Raw genomic sequence first — 17423 nt, forward strand, 5'->3', positions numbered from 1 at the left:
GCGTAAGGACTCAGACCCGGCCACCGCTGTTGCGCATTGCCAGCACACCGTTACCGACGATAAACAAAGCGGATGCGCCATGACCCGGGCGCGGCCCCGGCCCGCGTCATGACCAAGGTGGTCTCCGCCACGCCGGTTACGATGGGGGCAGAGAACAACGAGGAATTTGCGATGACAGAGAAGCCATCCGCGCCCTCCCTGGGGCTGTTACTGGGAGAAAGCCGGGCCATGCTGGCCTACGGACGCTACCTGCTGCGTGGCCTGGGCCATCGCCAACTGCCCGCCGGCAATGGCCAGCCGGTGCTGGTGCTGCCCGGCTTCGGCGCCAGCGATGCCAGCACCCGCCCCCTGCGCCGGGCGCTGACCCGGCTGGGCTACAGCGTTTACGGCTGGGCCCAGGGCACCAACCTGGGCATGAACAGCAAGCGCAAGGCCATGCTGGTGAGCCAGCTGCAGGCCATCCAGACTCGCCATGGCCAGCCCGTGGCGCTGATTGGCTGGAGCCTGGGCGGGGTGTTTGCCCGGGAACTGGCGCGGGCCTACCCGGACCGGGTCAGCCAGGTGTTCACCCTGGGCAGCCCCATCAACGGCGACCCGGAAGCCAACAATGTGACCACCCTGTTCAACCTCTTTAATCCCAAGCGGCCACCACCGGATCGGGAAGCCTTCGAAGCGCGGATTCCGGCGCCGCCGGTGCCCTGTACCGCCATTTTCACCAGGCAGGATGGCATTGTTTCCTGGCAATGCAGCCAGGAAGAAGACGGCCCGCTCACCGACAATGTGGAAGTGCAGGGTACCCACGTGGGCCTGCCCTGGAATCCCCAGGTGCTGGCGGCCATCGCCGAGCGTCTGGCCCGCAACCCGGAGAAGGGCAATGAGTGAGCTGCAGCCGGGCCGTTACCGGCACTTCAAGGGCAACGAATACCAGGTCATCGGCACCGCCACCCATTCCGAAACCGGCGACACCCTGGTGGTCTATCGTCCGCTCTACGGCGACCAGGCCCTGTGGGTGCGCCCCCTGGCCATGTTCACCGAAACCGTGGAGCGGGACGGCAAGGTCCAGCCACGCTTCGCCCGCATCGGCGATTAGCGTCCGCGGCCTCTGTAGGAGCCATGCTCGCATGGCGAATGGCTGTCAGGTTCATCCTCCGTTCGCAGGAAACAAAACCTTATTCGCCATGCAAGCATAGCTCCTACCGCAATAAGGCAGTCATTCGCCGAGATAGTCGTTACAATGGCCCCTCGATAGCGGAGCCCATTGCATGACCACTTTTGCCGACCTCAATTTGCACGAGCGCCTGATCAAGGCCCTTGGCGAACTGGAAATCACCACCCCCACGCCGGTTCAGGCCTCAGCCATCCCCGAGGCACTGGCCGGCCACGACCTGCGTGTGGTGGCCCGCACCGGTAGCGGCAAGACCGCCGCCTTCATGCTGCCCCTGCTTCACCAGCTGCTGCAGCACTCCCGGCCGCGTACCGATACCCGTGCCCTGATCCTGTTGCCCACCCGTGAGCTGGCCCAGCAGACCCTCAAGCAAGTGGAGGCCCTGGGCCGTTATACCTTTATCAAGGCCGAGCTGATCACCGGTGGCGAAGACTTCAAGGTGCAGGCCGCCAAGATGCGCAAAAACCCGGAAATCCTTATCGGCACTCCCGGGCGCCTGATCGAGCACCTGGAAGCCGGCAACCTGCGCCTGCAGGATCTGGAAATGCTGGTGCTGGATGAATCCGACCGCATGCTGGACATGGGCTTCAGCGACGACGTACTGCGCCTGGCCGCTGAATGCCGCGCCGAGCGTCAGACCCTGCTGTTCTCTGCCACCAGCGGCGGCAACGCCATGGAGAAAATGGTCGCGTCCACCCTGCGCGATCCCAAGTCCCTGATGCTGGATTCCGTGCGCGACCTGAACGAATCCGTGGTACAGCAGGTGATCACCGCCGACGACGTGAAACACAAGGAACGTCTGGTGCAGTGGCTGCTGGCCAACGAGACCTACGACAAGGCGGTGGTCTTCACCAATACCCGCGAGCAGGCAGATCGCCTGGGCGGCGTGCTGGTGGCCTCCAACCTGAAAGTGTTTGTCCTGCACGGCGAGAAAGACCAGAAGGACCGCAAGCTGGCCATGGACCGCCTCAAGGCGGGCGGCGTGAAAGTGCTGGTGGCCACCGACGTGGCCGCCCGCGGTATCCATGTGGACGGCCTTGACCTGGTGATCAACTTCGACATGCCGCGCAGTGGCGACGAATACGTCCACCGCATCGGCCGCACCGGCCGGGTAGGCGGCGAAGGCACCGCCATCTCCCTGATTGCGGCCCACGAATGGAACCTGATGGCGAGCATTCAGCGCTACCTGCGGCAGAACTTCGAATACCGTCTGATCGAAGCCTTGAAGGGCAACTTCCTGGGACCGAAAAACCTCAAGTCCAACGGCAAGGCCGCCGGCAGCAAAAAGAAAAAAATGAAGAAAAAAGCCGATGCCAAAAAGGGCAAGAAACCGGCCAGGAAAAAAGCCGTGGCAAAGAAAAACTCACGGACCAACAAACCGGTGCCGGATACCAACAGCGGTTTCGCCACCGTGAAAAAACGCAAGAATCCCGGGCCGCTGGATTGAGCCATGGCATCCCGGTGTTACGGGAGGCGGGATAATTAACGAGGCCGCGCTTGGCAATGAGCGCGGCCTCTTTGCGTTTAGCGGGCTTTATAAAACCCGGTAAAATTCCTGTGCCCCTTCACAGTCTTCCGGGGCCCGTGTCGTCATGCTGTTACGGTAATCGCAAGGAGGTGGCCGTGCCGAACAACCAAGCCGTGGAGACCATGACAGCACCCGCGCTGCAGTGTCCGGATTGCGGCACTCATCTTGCCGAGCCCTCCCGGCAGGCGCGGGGAGCCTGGCGTTGCCCCCGCTGCGACTGCCAGTTAAGCGGGGCCTGGTCGTTGCGTCCCGATTCCCTGCTGGCTTTGACTGTGTCTACGGCGGTGCTGTGGCTGCCGGCATTGATCCTGCCACTGATGCGTCTGGAAAACCTTGGCCTGGATCGTGAAGCGAGCCTGCTCGACTGTGTGGTGCGGCTTATGGAGGGCGTCTACCTGCCCGTCGGTCTTCTGCTTCTGCTGACCCTGGTGATCATGCCTGCGGTGAATTTGTTATCGGCAGGGCGGCTGCTTTGGGCGGCCCGAGCCGGGAGCCCGGGAGGAATGCCGGATCCCTTGTGGATGAGAATGTACCGGCACAGTCGCGAGTGGGCGATGACGGATATTTTCCTGCTCGGCATTCTCATCGCCATGACCAAGCTCGGCGACATGGCCAGTGTCACACCCGGCCCCGGCCTGTTTTGTCTGGTGGTGGCGGTGCTGTTACGCCTGATCGTGGAAACTCTTGCACAGCCGGATCAGCTGCAACGGTTGCTGGAGGCTCGCCATGAAACCTAACGCCCCTGCGGCTCAGCAGCGAACCCTGGCCTGGTCACTACTGGTGGCCGCCACCGTGTGGCTGGTGCCCGCCAATCTGCTGCCGATCATGGCGGTCACGGAAGCCGGTCGCGGCAAGCCCACCACCATTGCCGACGGTATCTGGCAGCTGTTTGAAGCGGGCATGCCGGGCATTGCCATCATCGTGTTCGTGGCCAGCCTGCTGGTGCCGCTGTTCAAGGTATTGGTGCTGGCGGTGATCTACTGGCGTGCGGCCCGGGAGAACAATCCCTTGCTCAGCACCCGGGCGTACCGACTGGTGTACTGGATTGGGCGCTGGTCCATGCTGGATGTCTTTGTGGTGGCGCTGCTGGTGGCGGTGGTGGAATTCGGAAGTCTGGCCCGGGTGGAGCCGGGGCCCGGTGTGCTTGCCTTCGCCCTGGCGGTGGTACTGACCATGCTGTCCGCCCATGCCTTTTCCCCCCAACAACTCTGGTTGCAAGATACTGACGGAGCGGATCATGGATACACCTGAAGTGAAACATTCCCGCTGGCCTTCGCCCATCTGGCTGGTGCCCCTGGTCAGCCTGCTGGTGGCCGGCTGGCTGCTGTACGACCAGCTGTTGCAGCGTGACGTGCAAATCGAAATCACCTTTGAGAATGGTTCTGGCATCAAGCCCGGGGTGGACCTGCGTTACCGGGGTGTGCCGGTGGGAAGCGTGGATGAAATCGTGCTCAGCGATGATCTGAAACACGTGACTGTTCACGCCAACCTGAACCGGGATGCGGAAAAACTGGCCCGGGAAAAAAGCCGTTTCTGGATTGTGGAACCGGAGCTGGGCATCGCCGGTGCCCGCAACCTGGATACCCTGGTGTCGGGCAAATACATCGCGGTGGAGCCCGGCGACGGGGAACCGGAAAAAATCTTCGAAGGCCTGGAAACGCCACCGGAACAGCAGCCCAACCTGGGCCTGAAAGTGACCCTGGTGGCAGATCATCTGGGCTCCCTGAAAAAGGGCCGGCACATTTACTACCGTGACCTGCAGGTGGGCACCATCGGCGACAGCGAACTCAGCCAGGACGGCCGCTTCGTGGAAATCCAGGTCATCATCGAACCGAAATACGCCAAACTGGTGCGCAGCAATACCCGCTTCTGGAACAGCTCCGGCCTTACCGTGGATATTGGTCTGTTCAAAGGGGCAGAAGTGCAGGCCAGCTCCCTGGAAAATTTACTGCGCGGCGGCATCAGCTTTGCCACCCCACCGGAACCGGGCCCCCTGGCGCAAGCGGGGGAGCGATTCGATCTGTACAAACAGCCGGAAGAGGATTGGCTGGAGTGGGCGCCGATTATGAAGTGGCAGTAGGGGAAGGTATGAGGTGCAGGAAGGCTAAGTTATGAATTCTCTCCTTTAGCAATTATCGCTACCCCTTTGTCGAGGTGGCAGAAAATGCGGCAAGGCTAGTCGTCTTTTTCCCCACCTCTCTGGAGAGTCCCCTCTCCCTTGAGGGGAGAGGGACAGGGAGAGGGTGAAACGGCCTTGAAGATCTCTTCCAGAACCGCATCAGTATTCTGCAGGATGTCATTATTCCAGAATCGCATCACGCGATAGCCTTCCGCGGTTAACCAGTCATCACGTTCTTGATCTGCCGCATTATCATTGTGCTGCCCTCCGTCGGCTTCAATAATTAGCCGCTCTCCAAGGTGAACGAAGTCAACAATATAGGGGCCTATCGGCTGCTGGCGACGGAATTTCTGTCCATTTAGCCGATGGGCTCGCAGGTGTTTCCATAGCAAGCGTTCGGCGTCTGTCATGTGGCTTCGCAAATTCTTTGCGAAGCGGTGACGGTAGTCCATTATTCTACCTTCTGTGCTTCCTGCACTTTGTAGCTTCACCCTCTCCCTGTCCCTCTCCCCTCAAGGGAGAGGGGACCTAATAGATAGGGCGAGGTTTAATGATTGGCCGGATCACTTTTCCAGTCCTTGTTGAAGCCCGCCGTCCTACATCATTTTCCCAACCATTTTTAACGGCAAATTCCGCATGGCAAACCCCAGCGGCCCCCAGGGCCAGCCTGGTACCGATGCGTTCTTCGGTTCTTTTTCGATGGCTTTTACCAGCGCCTTGCAGCCGGTTTCCGTGTCCACCAGGAAGGGTGTGTTCTTTACCTTCTCGTTGATTTCGGAACGGATAAAGCCCGGGAAAATGGTGGTCACCTTGATCGGGGAATTCTGCAATTCCACCTGCAGGCCTTCGGCCAGCATGGCCACGCCGGCCTTGGTGGCCGCATAAGTGGTCAGGTTTTTCTTCATGCCGCGCATGGCGCTGATGGAAGAAATCATCACCAGGTGGCCGCTGTTCTGGGCGCGGAAAATTTCCATGGCCGCTTCGGTCTGGGCCAGCGCCGCCACGAAGTTGGTTTCCGCGGTTTGCCGGTTGGCATAGAAGTAGCCGGTGCCCAGGGGCTGACCCTTGCCCATGCCCGCGTTGATGATGATGCGATCAATGCCCGCCAGTTCGGTGCGGAAGGCATCGAACACCGCAAACACCTGATCGTAATCGTTCACATCCAGCGGTTTGATCAGCACGGTGATGCCCGGATGCTTTTCTTCCAGCTCGGCCTTCAGGGTTTCCAGCCGGTCCATGCGCCGGGCACACAACGCCAGGTTGCGTCCCATGGCCGCAAACAATCGCGCCATCCCTTCGCCCAGCCCGGAGCTGGCACCGGTGATTAGAATATTCTTGCGTGTTGGCATGGTTGTCCCCGTTCTCAATGATTCGGTGTAGGAGCGTCGCTGGCGGCGCGATCACCATACGCATGGAATCGCGCCGCCAGCGACGCTCCTACAGGAAGGGTTATCGATACGTCACCTGCTCGCTCGGCAGATGCAGATGTTCGTTCACCGAGACTAGCCTTGGCTTGCCGGCATTCACAAGCACCCGGGTCACACTGGTGTTGATCAGGGTACGGTTCCAGGTGATCAGGGCCTCGTCAGTGAGGCCCATCAGTCGCTGGATAATCACGCTGATGGCGCCGCCGGAGGTGAACACCAGGGCGCTGTCGCCGCTGCTCAGGCTGTTGCCCAGGCTATAGGTGCTGGCCAGCACCCGCTCGCGGAAGGCGGGCCAGCTTTCACTGTAATCGTCGTCGCCGGTCTGCCAGCGGCGCAGGGCCTGCTCGAAGCGGGCCTGGAAGACCTTGCGCGGGTGATCCTGTTGCGCCAGCCACTGGGTCAGCGCCGCCCGATCGGAGGCCAGGGGCCAGTCCACGGCCAGCAGCTCGCTGTGGTTGTATTCGTTGAAGCCGGTATCCGTGTGCCATTCCTTTGCCAGGCCCAGTTCCCCCAGGGTCGCTTCCGCGGTTTCCACATGGCGACGCATGGTGCCGCAGATGGAGCGGGGCACCCCCAGATCCTGATTCTGCAGGGCGCGGCCAAGAATCCGGCTCTGTTCCCAGCCCATCTCGGACAACTGATCGTAATCTTCCTTGCCGAAACTGGCCTGGCCGTGGCGGATCAGGTAGATCACCGGCATCAGGCTTTCTCCGCTTTTTCCAGCTTGCCCTGCAGTCGTTCGGCGCCCTTGAGCATCACCCGGTTGAACACAAACGGCAGGAACCGCTTCATCCAGTAAGCCCGACGACCGCTCTTGTGGGGCAGCAGGAAGAACTGCTGTTTGGCCACCGCTTTCTTGATCATCTCGGCAATCTGGTCGGCGGTGAGCTCGTCACTGGAAAGCAGCTTGTCCACGGTTTCGATCATGCCCGGTTCCGGGGTACGCATGGACTCGTGCAGATTGGTGCGGAAGAAACCCGGGCACACCACCGTGGTATGAATGCCGTAGGGCGCCAGCTCGAAGCGCAGGGTTTCCGACAGGGAAATCACCCCGGCCTTGGTCACGTTATAGCTGCCCATCACCGGCGCGTGCAGCAGTCCGGCCAGGGAGGCGATATTGACGATGTGGCCATGGCCCTGGCGCTTCATCATCGGCACGAACACCTTGCAGCCACGCACCACACCTTTCACGTTGATATCGAAAATCCAGTCCCAGTCGGCCATGTCGCCGCGATCAATCCGGGCGGCACCGGCCACCCCGGCATTGTTCACCAGCACATCCAGGCCGCCCCAGTTCTGCTCCAGCCACTCGCGGGCGTTGTTGAAACTGGCCGCGTCGCGCACATCCAGATACTGGAATTGCAGCTCGCCGGGCAGATCCTTCAGGGCCGCGAGGGTTTCCGCAGCGCGCTCCTGGTTCACATCGCCGATCAGTACCCGGGCGCCATCGCGCAGCCAGGCCTCTGCCATGGCGCGTCCCAGCCCGGAGGCGCCGCCGGTGATCAGGATGCGTTGTGGGGTCTGGCTCATGGTGTGTCCTGTGGTCATGGTGGTTTCGGTCGCGGATTGTGCGTTAGCCGGCATTGGGGGTCTTATCCATTGACCGATGCTAGTGACGGCGTTTCAATTAATCCAATGAATCCTCGCAATGATCAAAGATAAACGCCATGCATGTGTCGCGCTTCGATCTCAATCTGTTCGTGGTCTTCGATGCCATCTACACCGAAGGCTCCCTGACCCGCGCCGCCAAGGTGCTCAACCTGACCCAGCCGGCGGTGAGCCACGCCCTGGGACGCCTGCGAGACCGCCTGGACGACCCCCTGTTCGTGCGTCAGGGCAGCCGCATGGTGCCCACCGCCCGGGCCCGGGCCATGGTCAGCCCGGTGCGCCATGCCCTGGGTGGCTTCCAGCGTTGCCTGAGCGATGAGGGCGGTTTCGATGCCAGCGAGGCGGAGCGCACTTTCGTGCTGGGCTTGCGCGATGGCCTGGAAGGTTGTCTGCTGCCGTCGCTGATGGCGCAGCTGATGGAAGACGCGCCGGGGGTGCGTCTGCAATCACTCACTATCAGCCGAAAGCAGATGGCCACTGAGCTGGCCAGCGGCCGGCTGGATCTGGCCTGCGACGTGATGCTGGCCCTGCCGGAATCCATCGAGCATCTGCCGGTACTCAGCGGGCCGCTGGTAGTGATGATGCGCGAGGGGCATGAGCTGGCTGGTGAGATGGACCTGCCCGGTTATCTGGCCGCCCAGCATGTGCTGGTATCGTCCCGCCGCGAAGGCCCGGGCCTGGAAGATTTCGGCCTGGCCCGGCAGGGCTACCGGCGCCATATCCGCCTGCGCTGCCAGCATTACCAGGCGGCCATCAGTACCGTGCAGCACACCGACCTGCTGCTCACCCTGCCGGCCACCCTGGCCGGGCGCCTGTCCCGCAAGGGCATGGTGATCAAAGCCTTCCCCGCCGACCTGCCCGGCCTGGAAATGCACCTCTACTGGCACCGCGACCAAAGCGCCGACCCGGCTCACAGCTGGTTGCGGCAGAAGGTGTTGGGGTTGTTGAAAGAACAGCAGGAGCAGTTAACAGTTAACAGTGAATAGTTAACAGCGCGCGGTATCGCGCCAGTGTTGCCCAAAGCATAGAGGCCGCGTCCCAGCGATGGGCGCGGCCTCTATGGTTGCAGGCAAAGAAAACCTTCCCCGCGAGCTGTTCACTGTTAACTATTAACTGTTCACTAAAATCTGCCCCGCCCAATACGGGTTTTCTTCCACCCGAATATCCATGGGCTTCACCGTGTCGCCGCAGTGGCTGCATTGCAGTTGCGCTTCCAGGGGTTCGCCGCACTGGCGGTGGTAGCGAATAAGGGGGGCGCCGTGCTCGCCGGCCAGGTGTTTGTCGCCCCATTGGGCCAGGTGCACGATCACCGGGTAGAGTTCCTTGCCCATGGCGGTGAGCCGGTATTCATGGCGCAGGGGACGCTCCTGGTAGGCCACCTTGTCCAGCACGCCGCCCTCGGTGAGCTTGCGCAGGCGGTCGCTCAGCACATGACGGGTGACGCCTAGCCGTTGCTGGAAATCATCGAAGCGGCGCACGCCCATAAAGCAGTCGCGCAGCACCAGCAGCGTCCAGTTGTCGCCGATAATGGCCAGGGTGCGGGCCAGGGAACAGGGCTGTTGATCGATGTCTTGCCAGCGCATGATGAACCTCCGGGAACGTGCTTTGATCATACCGGCTTGACCCGTTCCCAAAAAGAACCGACTATAAGTTCCAAATAGGAACCAACTATGCACCCTGTCAATATCAGGAGGCAATATGCCTGAATCCGCCGTGGTCGTGATCGGTGCCGGTGATGCCACCGGCGGTGCCATCGCCAAACGTTTTGCTCGCGAAGGCTACACCGTCTGCGTCACCCGCCGTACCGAAGACGCCCTGGCGCCCCTGGTGCAGGAGATCGAACAGGCCGGCGGCAAGGCCCGTCCGTTCGGCTGCGACGCCCGCGATGAAGACCAGATGATCGCGCTGTTCGACACCATCGAAAATGAAGTGGGGCCGGTGGAAGTGGTGGTGTTCAACATCGGCGCCAACGTGTTCTTTCCCATCCGCGATACCACCGCCCGGGTCTATCGCAAGGTCTGGGAAATGGGGGCCTTCGCCGGCTTCCTGGCCGGTCGCGAAGCCGCCCGTGTGATGGTGCCGCGCCACAAGGGCACCATCATCTTTACCGGCGCCACCGCCTCCGTGCGGGGCGGTAAGGGGTTCTCTGCCTTCGCCGGTGCCAAGTTTGCCCTGCGCGCCCTGGCCCAGAGCATGGCCCGGGAATTGGGGCCGGAAGGTATCCACGTGGTGCATCCCATCATCGATGGCGCCATCGACACCGCCTTTATCCGCGACACCTTCCCGGCCCTGTATGCCAAAAAGGATCAGGATGGCATCCTCAACCCGGAACATATCGCCGACACCTACTGGATGCTCCACCAACAACCCCGCGACGCCTGGACCCACGAAATCGACCTGCGCCCGTGGATGGAGACGTTTTGAACAACGCAACACGCAACACGCAACACGCAACACGCAACACGCAACACGCGACACCAAAACCCTGCCGTAGGAACGTAGCGCAGCGAAGCAACGCCCGCAGGGCGGCCCCGAAGGGGTGATCACAGCGAATAACGTCGCTCGCGGCGCGATTCCAGACGTTGGGTTATCGCGCCGCCAGCGACGCTCCTACGGAAATTCCTGAAAGGACCAAACCCATGACCCAAAAAATCGAATTCCTCTTCGATGTGGGCAGCCCCACTGCCTACCTGGCCTGGAGCCAACTGCCCGCCCTGTGCGAGCGCACCGGCGCCGAGCTGGTGTACGTGCCCGTGCTGCTGGGCGGCATCTTCAAGGCCACCGGCAACAACCCGCCCGGCGCCGTGCCCGCCAAGGGCATGTACATGATGCGCGACCTTGCCCGCTACTCAGCGCGCTACCAGGTGCCGCTCACCATGAACCCGCACTTCCCGGTGAACACCATCACCCCCATGCGCATCACCACCACCGCCATCGGCACCCCGGAACAGGATGCGGTGATCACCGCCCTCTACAACGCCATGTGGCGCGAGCCCTGCAAACTGTCCGAGGTAGACGAAATCACCCGCGTGCTCACCGACGCCGGCCTGGATGCACAGGCCTGGCTGGAAAAAGCTGCCAGCGACGAAGTGAAAGAACAGCTCAAGGCCAACACCGAAGCAGCGGTAAAACGGGGCGTATTCGGTGCGCCGACAATGTTCGTGGGCAATGAAATGTTCTTCGGCCAGGACCGGCTGGATTTTGTGGAAGAAGCGGTAAAAGGCAATTGAGAGTTGATAATGGATAATTGATAACGAAAACCGAAGTCACGGTAATATCTGAACGCTAGAAGGCTGAATCCCGCCCCGGGTTTGGCCTTTTAGCTATCAATTCTCAACTATCAATTATCAATTGCTTTCTCTGCGCGTTTCCTTGTACGCCAAGATTGTGTAGATTCGGAACTGGATCACAAATAGCCAGCCAAGGTGGCTTGGCGCACGGGGGCCAGGGTATGCCCCCCCCCCCCGCCCAGCCACGTGCGCTGAGCTGGGCGTTAGCGAGGGTTTATGGCAGAAGGCCTATCTGGAAATATTATTGACTTGGTCATATTCCTTTTGCCGGGCTTTGTATGCGCATGGATATTTTATGGTCTTACATCTCATCCCAAGCCCCATCAATTTGAGCGCTTGGTTCAGGCGCTTATCTATACATTTTTGGTTCGTGGACTAGTAATAGCTACAGAGTGGCTTTTCATTGCGCTTGGGGATAACTGGTTTTCAATAGGGGAATGGGATGATTCGTCTGAAACGGTTGTTTCACTGCTTTTCGCACTTCTGCTGGGCGGGCTATTTGCATATTTGGTAAATGCAGATGTTCTGCATCGTTATTTGCGCCGATTCAAGCTTACGTCTAGAACTTCACATCCATCAGAGTGGTTCTATATTTTCTCAGAAAAAGTAACCTTTGTTATTCTGCATATGAAAGATGGCCGGCGACTTTATGGTTGGCCTAAAGAGTGGCCGTTGGAGCCAGGAAATGGTCAGTTCTACATAATGCTACCTGCTTGGATTCTTTCTGATGGTAAGCAGCAGGATCTGCCTGAGTTGGACGGAGTTCTCGTAAGGGCTGAAGATGTTAAATGGGTGGAATTCTTGAATTTTGAAGAGGCTGAAAATGTCGAATAGGAGAAAGGGTTCGAATCCCCCGCCGCCGTCAAGCGGTAGGGGGCGCGAGCAGGCCAATACTAATCCGCCGCCAGCAAATGTGCGGCCTAAGCCTCCGTCAAATCCGCCGCCGCCGACAAACGATTCTGATCGCTAGCAATATAAAGCAGTGGGGCGTTATGGCGCACGCTTCCTTGGCGGCTTTAATTTTATAATGAGGGCGAGATGGCTGAAATAGTTATATCCATATTTTTATCGATTATCAGCCTTGTGGGTGGGGCGTTGATTGCAGTGAATATAAATTATGCTGCAAATAAAGCTGATGCGATTGAGTCTTTAAAGGGGTTGGGGAAGAGCTCGTCGATTTTTATATTCAGGGTATGGGTTTTTATTTCATTTTTATTGACTCTATATTATCTAGGCGACCTTTTATTGGGTGATGAAGAGGTAACTAAGAGTTTGCTTATCCGTGTTGTTTTTCTGGTAATTTGCATTTTTGTTTATGTTTTTTTATTCGCATCCTTATTGGTTCTTTCGCTTTTTAGGAATGTTTTGGATGTTCAAAATCGACATCTGAATATTACTGAAAAGGCAATTTTGTCCCGTTCGAAAATAGAGAATGGCGAGGTTGAAAATTAACAATGCTATGTCTTCGAAAGGCGCATGATAGTGGGTGTTAAGCCAAGGAAAATAATGAAATCGGGAAAGCTGAACAAAGTCTTTGTCCAGTTAGTTAAATTGTGGACCATGCCAGTATTTCGCTATGGCGTGAAAGACGGGAAATTCTTCGCGCAGGTTTTGCCCGCTCTGGTGCCTGAGCAGGGCTTGGATGAGCGTATTAAAAGAATCGACAGTGCGAGAGAGCATTTGGTTTCCGGTCTATCTGCTATTAACGAGCTCAAAGAGGAGGCTGAAACCAGCGCTCGAAAAGTCGAGGAATTGAAATCTCGATTGGAGTATTTAGCATCTGAGAAAGATACAGCCGACCTCGAACTTCGCGAAATTCAAAAAATTGCGTCTTCGGATCTTGGGGCTTTTCAGAAAATTGCGGGAGTTCCCAGCAGAAGACAGATTGCTAAAGAGCGACTGGTGGGGTTTGTTATCGGCCTCATAGCTTCGCTGTTGGCAACAGTTTTATGGGAGCAGTGGTCTGCCATTGTCGCATGGTTTTAGCCGCATAGTATGGAGCCGGAGCTTAGGGTCAGGTATTGCCACGTACGTTTCTGATGCCCGGTGGTCGATATATCTAAAAATGCCCTTGCTTTCAACGAAGACAAGGGCATTTTTCTTACAGCTTACAGCTTACAGCTTACAGCTTACAGCTTACAGCTTACAGCTTACAGCTTACAGCTTACAGCTTCTCAGCCCTTAATCGCCTTTTCCATAAACGGCGGCAACACCAGCGCCCCTTTATGCTGGGCCGCAGTGTAGTACTTCGTCTCAAACCCTTTACCGGTCGCATCCGCTTCGCGGAACTGGCTCACGTCGGTGTTCTTGCCGGCCATGGTGCAGCTCCACCAGCCGCTGGGGTATACCGGCTGCGGGAAGGGCAGGGTCTGGGTGGTGGTGAAGCCCGCTTCGCGCATGTTGGCGTGCAGATCCTTGATGATGGTATCGCTGTGCAGCAGCGGGGATTCGGACTGCTGCACGATGATGCCGCCATCGGCCAGGACGCGGTGGCAATCGCGGAAGAAGTCGGCCTTGAACAGGCCTTCCGCTGGGCCCACCGGGTCGGTGGAATCCACGATGATCACGTCCACGCTGCCATCTTCACAGTTGCGCATGTATTGCACGCCGTCTTCGAACAGCAGCTCGGCGCGGCTGTCGCCGTTGGACTCGCACAGTTCCGGGAAGTATTTCTCGGAATAGCGGGTGACCATTTCGTCGATGTCGATCTGGGTGGCTTTTTCCACGCTGGAGTGACGCAGCACTTCACGCAGGGTGCCGCAGTCGCCGCCACCGATGATGATGACGCGCTTGGGGTTGGCGTGGCTGAACAGCACCGGGTGCGACATCATCTCGTGGTAGAGGAAGTTGTCGCGGGTGGTGAGCATGGTGGCGCCATCGATGGTCATCAGGTAACCGAAGGTGTCGGTTTCCCACATCTCGATGTGCTGATACTCGGTCTGCACTTCTTCCAGCTTTTGTTTCAGGCGCAGGCCGAAAGCGGTGCCGGCGGTGTCGAAGTGCTCGTAAAACCAGTTGTCTTTGGTGCTGCTCATGGGCCTTTCCAGTGTGTGGGAGCAAGGTGGCTCCCCGGGGTGGACAATACTCGCGATTGTAAGGCCTGCGCCCCTCATGTAAAGCAGGAAAAAGGGGTGCGAGTGCGGCGCCCCGGCAGGCATAATGCCCCCAGACAACCCCCTTATTTCAGGACAGGTAATGACCGACAGATCTTCCTTGCCCGCCAGCGACATCTACAACGTGGATCGCTGGGGCGACAGCTACTTCCGAATCGACGACCAGGGCCAGCTGTGTGTGCGGCCCAATGGCGAGCAGGGCGGCCAGGCCACGCTGGAAGCGGTGCTGGAAAGCTGCCGGGCGGCCGGGTTGCGGGCGCCGGTGCTGGCGCGTTTTTCCGGGATTCTTCGCCAGCGGGTCAAGCTGCTGGCCGGGGCCTTCCGGGAGGCCATCGAGGGCAACGACTATCAGGGCGGCTATACGCCGGTGTATCCGATCAAGGTGAACCAGCAGCGCCGGGTGGTGCACGAGATTCTGCGCGCCCGTGAAGACGGCGAGCGTATCGGCCTGGAGGCAGGCTCCAAGCCGGAGCTGCTGGCCGTGCTGGCCCTGTCCAACCCGGGCGATACCATCGTCTGCAACGGCTACAAGGACGCGGAATACCTGCGCCTGGCGCTGATGGGCGAGAAGCTGGGCTTTCACGTGCATATCGTGGTGGAGAAGATGTCCGAGCTGCCGGCGCTGCTGTCGCTGGCGGACGAGCTGGGCGTGTCGCCGCGCATCGGCCTGCGGGTGCGGCTGATGAGCATCAGCAAGGGCAACTGGCAGAACACCGGGGGCGAGAAGTCCAAGTTCGGCCTGAGTGCGCCGCAGCTGATGGCGGCCATCGAGCATTGCCGTGCCGCCGGGCGGCTGGATTGCGTGAAGCTGCTGCATTTCCACCTGGGTTCCCAGGTGGCCAATATCCAGGACATCAAGGCGGGCATGCGCGAAGCGGCCCGTTACTACACCGAGATGCGCGCCCTGGGCGCGGCGGTGGAAACCGTGGATGTGGGCGGTGGCCTGGGGGTGGATTATGAAGGCACCCACTCCCGGTCCTATTGCTCCATGAACTACGGGGTGGGTGACTATGCCCGCCATATCGTGCAGACCCTGCAGCAGCAGTGCGCCCAGCATGGCCTGCCGGAGCCCAACATCATCTCCGAATCCGGCCGGGCGCTGACCGCTCACCACGCGGTGCTGCTGGTGAATATCACCGACCAGGAGCAGATGGCCCCGGTGACGGTGGAGGCGCCGGCGGACGACGACGTGGCCGAACTGCACCAGTTGTGGGAGCTGCAAGGGTTGCTGGCCGGCGAGCCGGGCAATCTGATCGAGCGTTTCTCGGAAGTGACCGGCGCCTGGCAGGACATTCACCAGCGTTATATCGCCGGTGACCTGGGCCTGGGCACCCGCGCCCGGGGCGAGCAGCTGTATATCAACTGCCTGCTGGCCCTGCGCGGTCGGTTGAACCCGCTGCGCAAGCAGCAGCGTGAGCTGCTCGACAGCCTCAACGAAACCCTGGCGGACAAGTTGTTCGTGAATTTTTCCGTGTTCCAGTCGGTGCCGGATGTGTGGGGGATCAACCAGGTCTTCCCGGTGCTGCCCTTGTCCGGCCTGGACAAGCCGGCCACCCGCCGGGCGGTGATCCAGGACATTACTTGCGACTCCGATGGCCGCATCGACCAGTTTGTGGATGGCGAAGGCGTGGAAGCCACCTTGCCGCTGCCGGAACAGCTCAATGGCCACCTGGGGATTTTCATGGTGGGTGCCTACCAGGAAATCCTCGGCGACATGCACAACCTGTTCGGCGACACGGATTCCGTGGATGTGGACGTGGAGGCCGATGGCGCCATCACCCTGAGCCACGCCATTCAGGGCGACACGGTGAGCTCCGTGCTGCGCTACGTGAACTACGATACCGACAAGTTGTTGGGAGCCCTGGAGCAACATTGTCGCCAGGCGCATTTGAGCGACGGCGAGCAGGAAACCTTTATCGGGCTGGTACGCGAGGGCCTGGCCGGGTATACCTATCTGGAGTGATGGGCGCCAATCTTAAAAGGCGTTTTCCACGAAGCCGCTGTAGGAGCGGCGCTTGAGCCGCGAACCGCGCTTGCGCGGAAATCGTCCGCAGGGCGATCAGGCATGCCAGCGCTCGACAGGTTTCAGAAAGAATGGCGGATAGCTTGAATCTCTGTCGCCTTGCTGCGCAAGGTTCGCACCTCGAGAGGTGCTCCTACAGGGGCTTCGTAGCCAGCAACTCACAACTGATTTTTCCAAGCCAGCAAGGAGAGCAACATGCGTTATGAACTCTGTGCCAGCCAGGACCTCCCGAAAGGGAAAAGCCGTGCGATGGAAGCCGGTGGTAAAAAACTGGTGGTGTATCACCTGAGTGATGGTTTTTATGCCACCCAGGCCCGTTGTACCCATATGTTTGCGTCCTTGGGCAAGGGCAAGATTGTTGAGGACAAGTGTGTGCAGTGTCCGCTGCACCGGGCGCGGTTTGATATCCGTACCGGGGAAGTCACCGAGTGGGCCAACTTTCCCCCCGGTGTGCAGTTGCTGAATGTGGTGCGGGGCGAGAAAGCCCTGGAGACCTGGCCGGTCACGGAAGAAGACGGCCACCTGTTTGTGGAGATGTAATGGCAGCAAGGACAGAAGCCCAGCAACGGGCAACCCTGGAGCGGCTGGAAAAGTTCAGCCGTTTTACCGACAGCAGCATCGGCATTCCCTTTACCAAATTTCAGATCGGTGCCGAGGCCATTATCGGCCTGGTGCCGCTGGTGGGTGATGCGGCCGGCTTGGTGTTATCCAGCTATGTGCTGATTGAAGCGCAGCGGGCCGGGGCCAGCAAGAGTGTGAAGTTGCGTATGCTGCGCAATATCGGCATCGACTTTCTTGGCGGGCTGTTGCCGGTGGTGGGCGATGCCTTCGATGCCATCTACAAGGCCAATACCCGCAACACCAAGCTGCTGAAGAATTACCTGGAAAAGCAGCTCGAAGTGGAGCCGCCCCCGCCACCATTCCCCTGGAAGACCCTGATCGGGTTGTCCATCCTGTTTGCCGTTGTCACCGGTGGGCTGACGCTGATTTTCTGAAGCGTGAGCTCCCTCTTGTTGTTGGAGCCTTGCCCGCAAGGCGAAAGGTTGTCGGTGTTACCGGGCCTTCGCCTTGCGAGCAAGGCTCCAACAGCAATATCTCCGCGTTCTCTGCGAACAACGTTTCCTTCATGCGATTCCGACTGTGAACCAGA

The 17423-nt window shown here is 59.5% G+C and carries 21 protein-coding genes; 15 read left to right on the plus strand and 6 right to left on the minus strand.

The genetic code is table 11. The features are described 5' to 3' along the window. Positions 1 to 72 precede the first annotated feature (72 nt). The 6 genes from A0251_RS03930 to A0251_RS03955 all read left to right on the plus strand — a co-directional run bounded on the left by A0251_RS03930 (position 73) and on the right by A0251_RS03955 (position 4773). Positions 73 to 882, plus strand: coding sequence for a triacylglycerol lipase (locus A0251_RS03930; protein ID WP_082810751.1), 810 nt, complete (start codon positions 73 to 75; stop codon positions 880 to 882). Then, complete coding sequence (locus A0251_RS03935; RefSeq protein ID WP_062815549.1) at positions 875 to 1090, plus strand: DUF1653 domain-containing protein; 216 nt, start codon at positions 875 to 877, stop codon at positions 1088 to 1090. Before A0251_RS03930 ends, A0251_RS03935 begins: the two co-directional genes overlap by 8 nt. A gap of 172 nt (positions 1091 to 1262) precedes the next feature. Then, positions 1263 to 2612 (plus strand): DEAD/DEAH box helicase, encoded by a 1350-nt coding sequence (locus tag A0251_RS03940; RefSeq protein WP_062815550.1) that lies wholly within the window; start codon positions 1263 to 1265, stop codon positions 2610 to 2612. 176 nt (positions 2613 to 2788) lie between these two features. Then, the gene (locus A0251_RS03945) at positions 2789 to 3430 is read left to right on the plus strand and encodes a paraquat-inducible protein A (protein WP_231874151.1); all 642 of its coding nucleotides are present in this window, start codon (positions 2789 to 2791) and stop codon (positions 3428 to 3430) included. Beyond that, a complete protein-coding gene (locus tag A0251_RS03950) occupies positions 3420 to 3944 on the plus strand; it encodes a paraquat-inducible protein A (protein ID WP_062815551.1) in 525 nt (174 codons plus the stop codon). The genes A0251_RS03945 and A0251_RS03950 overlap by 11 nt, the downstream gene beginning before the upstream one ends. Beyond that, positions 3931 to 4773 (plus strand): intermembrane transport protein PqiB, encoded by an 843-nt coding sequence (locus A0251_RS03955; RefSeq protein WP_062815552.1) that lies wholly within the window; start codon positions 3931 to 3933, stop codon positions 4771 to 4773. Before A0251_RS03950 ends, A0251_RS03955 begins: the two co-directional genes overlap by 14 nt. 95 nt (positions 4774 to 4868) lie before the next feature. Here the strand turns inward: A0251_RS03955 and A0251_RS03960 are convergent, their stop codons facing one another. The 4 genes from A0251_RS03960 to A0251_RS03975 form a co-directional block, all read right to left on the minus strand. Next, a complete protein-coding gene (locus A0251_RS03960; protein WP_062815553.1) occupies positions 4869 to 5264 on the minus strand; it encodes an endonuclease domain-containing protein in 396 nt (131 codons plus the stop codon). Between the two features lie 144 nt (positions 5265 to 5408). Further along, positions 5409 to 6161, minus strand: a complete 753-nt coding sequence (locus A0251_RS03965; RefSeq protein WP_062815554.1) for an SDR family oxidoreductase — start codon at positions 6159 to 6161, stop codon at positions 5409 to 5411. Positions 6162 to 6261: 100 nt separating this feature from the next. After that, the gene (locus A0251_RS03970) at positions 6262 to 6939 is read right to left on the minus strand and encodes a histidine phosphatase family protein (RefSeq protein WP_062815555.1); all 678 of its coding nucleotides are present in this window, start codon (positions 6937 to 6939) and stop codon (positions 6262 to 6264) included. Beyond that, the gene (locus A0251_RS03975; RefSeq protein ID WP_062815556.1) at positions 6939 to 7769 is read right to left on the minus strand and encodes an SDR family oxidoreductase; all 831 of its coding nucleotides are present in this window, start codon (positions 7767 to 7769) and stop codon (positions 6939 to 6941) included. The genes A0251_RS03970 and A0251_RS03975 overlap by 1 nt, the downstream gene beginning before the upstream one ends. 137 nt (positions 7770 to 7906) lie before the next feature. On the opposite strand from A0251_RS03975, the gene A0251_RS03980 reads away from it, so the two are divergent. Then, positions 7907 to 8833, plus strand: a complete 927-nt coding sequence (locus A0251_RS03980; RefSeq protein ID WP_062815557.1) for a LysR family transcriptional regulator — start codon at positions 7907 to 7909, stop codon at positions 8831 to 8833. Between the two features lie 123 nt (positions 8834 to 8956). On the opposite strand, the gene A0251_RS03985 is transcribed toward A0251_RS03980, so the two are convergent. Further along, a complete protein-coding gene (locus tag A0251_RS03985; protein WP_062815558.1) occupies positions 8957 to 9430 on the minus strand; it encodes a helix-turn-helix domain-containing protein in 474 nt (157 codons plus the stop codon). Between the two features lie 115 nt (positions 9431 to 9545). Between A0251_RS03985 and A0251_RS03990 the strand changes: the two genes are divergently transcribed. The 5 genes from A0251_RS03990 (at position 9546) to A0251_RS04010 (ending at position 13123) form a co-directional block, all read left to right on the plus strand. Beyond that, on the plus strand, positions 9546 to 10271 hold the full coding sequence (locus A0251_RS03990) for an SDR family oxidoreductase (protein WP_062815559.1): 726 nt from the start codon (positions 9546 to 9548) through the stop codon (positions 10269 to 10271). Between the two features lie 215 nt (positions 10272 to 10486). Then, positions 10487 to 11077 carry a 2-hydroxychromene-2-carboxylate isomerase gene (locus A0251_RS03995; RefSeq protein ID WP_062815560.1) on the plus strand — a complete coding sequence of 197 codons (591 nt, stop codon included), beginning with the start codon at positions 10487 to 10489 and terminating at the stop codon, positions 11075 to 11077. A gap of 276 nt (positions 11078 to 11353) precedes the next feature. Continuing rightward, entirely contained in the window at positions 11354 to 11971 is a 618-nt protein-coding gene (locus tag A0251_RS04000; RefSeq protein ID WP_062815561.1) for a DUF6338 family protein, read from the plus strand. A 204-nt stretch (positions 11972 to 12175) separates the two neighbouring features. After that, positions 12176 to 12589, plus strand: a complete 414-nt coding sequence (locus A0251_RS04005; RefSeq protein ID WP_062815562.1) for a hypothetical protein — start codon at positions 12176 to 12178, stop codon at positions 12587 to 12589. Between the two features lie 54 nt (positions 12590 to 12643). Beyond that, the gene (locus A0251_RS04010) at positions 12644 to 13123 is read left to right on the plus strand and encodes a hypothetical protein (protein ID WP_062815563.1); all 480 of its coding nucleotides are present in this window, start codon (positions 12644 to 12646) and stop codon (positions 13121 to 13123) included. Positions 13124 to 13311: 188 nt separating this feature from the next. Here the strand turns inward: A0251_RS04010 and speE are convergent, their stop codons facing one another. Beyond that, positions 13312 to 14172 carry a polyamine aminopropyltransferase gene (gene speE / locus A0251_RS04015; protein WP_062815564.1) on the minus strand — a complete coding sequence of 287 codons (861 nt, stop codon included), beginning with the start codon at positions 14170 to 14172 and terminating at the stop codon, positions 13312 to 13314. A gap of 160 nt (positions 14173 to 14332) precedes the next feature. Between speE and speA the strand changes: the two genes are divergently transcribed. From speA to A0251_RS04030, 3 genes are all read left to right on the plus strand, one after another. Then, the gene (gene speA, locus A0251_RS04020) at positions 14333 to 16213 is read left to right on the plus strand and encodes a biosynthetic arginine decarboxylase (protein ID WP_062815565.1); all 1881 of its coding nucleotides are present in this window, start codon (positions 14333 to 14335) and stop codon (positions 16211 to 16213) included. A 255-nt stretch (positions 16214 to 16468) separates the two neighbouring features. Continuing rightward, complete coding sequence (locus A0251_RS04025; protein ID WP_062815566.1) at positions 16469 to 16813, plus strand: Rieske 2Fe-2S domain-containing protein; 345 nt, start codon at positions 16469 to 16471, stop codon at positions 16811 to 16813. Beyond that, a complete protein-coding gene (locus tag A0251_RS04030) occupies positions 16813 to 17268 on the plus strand; it encodes a DUF4112 domain-containing protein (RefSeq protein WP_062815567.1) in 456 nt (151 codons plus the stop codon). Before A0251_RS04025 ends, A0251_RS04030 begins: the two co-directional genes overlap by 1 nt. Positions 17269 to 17423: the final 155 nt, after the last annotated feature.

This window comes from Alcanivorax sp. NBRC 102024 (genome assembly GCF_001602235.1).
In the GTDB taxonomy this organism is placed as follows: Bacteria; Pseudomonadota; Gammaproteobacteria; order Pseudomonadales; family Alcanivoracaceae; genus Alcanivorax.

What these genes read in the sequence shown, in the direction of transcription:
- A0251_RS03930 (WP_082810751.1), top strand. Translation starts at nt 73, where the DNA reads ATGCGCCATGACCCGGGCGCGGCCCCGGCCCGCGTCATGACCAAGGTG.
- A0251_RS03935 (WP_062815549.1), top strand. Translation starts at nt 875, where the DNA reads ATGAGTGAGCTGCAGCCGGGCCGTTACCGGCACTTCAAGGGCAACGAA.
- A0251_RS03940 (WP_062815550.1), top strand. Translation starts at nt 1,263, where the DNA reads ATGACCACTTTTGCCGACCTCAATTTGCACGAGCGCCTGATCAAGGCC.
- A0251_RS03950 (WP_062815551.1), top strand. Translation starts at nt 3,420, where the DNA reads ATGAAACCTAACGCCCCTGCGGCTCAGCAGCGAACCCTGGCCTGGTCA.
- A0251_RS03955 (WP_062815552.1), top strand. Translation starts at nt 3,931, where the DNA reads ATGGATACACCTGAAGTGAAACATTCCCGCTGGCCTTCGCCCATCTGG.
- A0251_RS03960 (WP_062815553.1), bottom strand. Translation starts at nt 5,264, where the DNA reads ATGGACTACCGTCACCGCTTCGCAAAGAATTTGCGAAGCCACATGACA.
- A0251_RS03965 (WP_062815554.1), bottom strand. Translation starts at nt 6,161, where the DNA reads ATGCCAACACGCAAGAATATTCTAATCACCGGTGCCAGCTCCGGGCTG.
- A0251_RS03970 (WP_062815555.1), bottom strand. Translation starts at nt 6,939, where the DNA reads ATGCCGGTGATCTACCTGATCCGCCACGGCCAGGCCAGTTTCGGCAAG.
- A0251_RS03975 (WP_062815556.1), bottom strand. Translation starts at nt 7,769, where the DNA reads ATGAGCCAGACCCCACAACGCATCCTGATCACCGGCGGCGCCTCCGGG.
- A0251_RS03980 (WP_062815557.1), top strand. Translation starts at nt 7,907, where the DNA reads ATGCATGTGTCGCGCTTCGATCTCAATCTGTTCGTGGTCTTCGATGCC.
- A0251_RS03985 (WP_062815558.1), bottom strand. Translation starts at nt 9,430, where the DNA reads ATGCGCTGGCAAGACATCGATCAACAGCCCTGTTCCCTGGCCCGCACC.
- A0251_RS03990 (WP_062815559.1), top strand. Translation starts at nt 9,546, where the DNA reads ATGCCTGAATCCGCCGTGGTCGTGATCGGTGCCGGTGATGCCACCGGC.
- A0251_RS03995 (WP_062815560.1), top strand. Translation starts at nt 10,487, where the DNA reads ATGACCCAAAAAATCGAATTCCTCTTCGATGTGGGCAGCCCCACTGCC.
- A0251_RS04000 (WP_062815561.1), top strand. Translation starts at nt 11,354, where the DNA reads ATGGCAGAAGGCCTATCTGGAAATATTATTGACTTGGTCATATTCCTT.
- A0251_RS04005 (WP_062815562.1), top strand. Translation starts at nt 12,176, where the DNA reads ATGGCTGAAATAGTTATATCCATATTTTTATCGATTATCAGCCTTGTG.
- A0251_RS04010 (WP_062815563.1), top strand. Translation starts at nt 12,644, where the DNA reads ATGAAATCGGGAAAGCTGAACAAAGTCTTTGTCCAGTTAGTTAAATTG.
- speE (WP_062815564.1), bottom strand. Translation starts at nt 14,172, where the DNA reads ATGAGCAGCACCAAAGACAACTGGTTTTACGAGCACTTCGACACCGCC.
- speA (WP_062815565.1), top strand. Translation starts at nt 14,333, where the DNA reads ATGACCGACAGATCTTCCTTGCCCGCCAGCGACATCTACAACGTGGAT.
- A0251_RS04025 (WP_062815566.1), top strand. Translation starts at nt 16,469, where the DNA reads ATGCGTTATGAACTCTGTGCCAGCCAGGACCTCCCGAAAGGGAAAAGC.
- A0251_RS04030 (WP_062815567.1), top strand. Translation starts at nt 16,813, where the DNA reads ATGGCAGCAAGGACAGAAGCCCAGCAACGGGCAACCCTGGAGCGGCTG.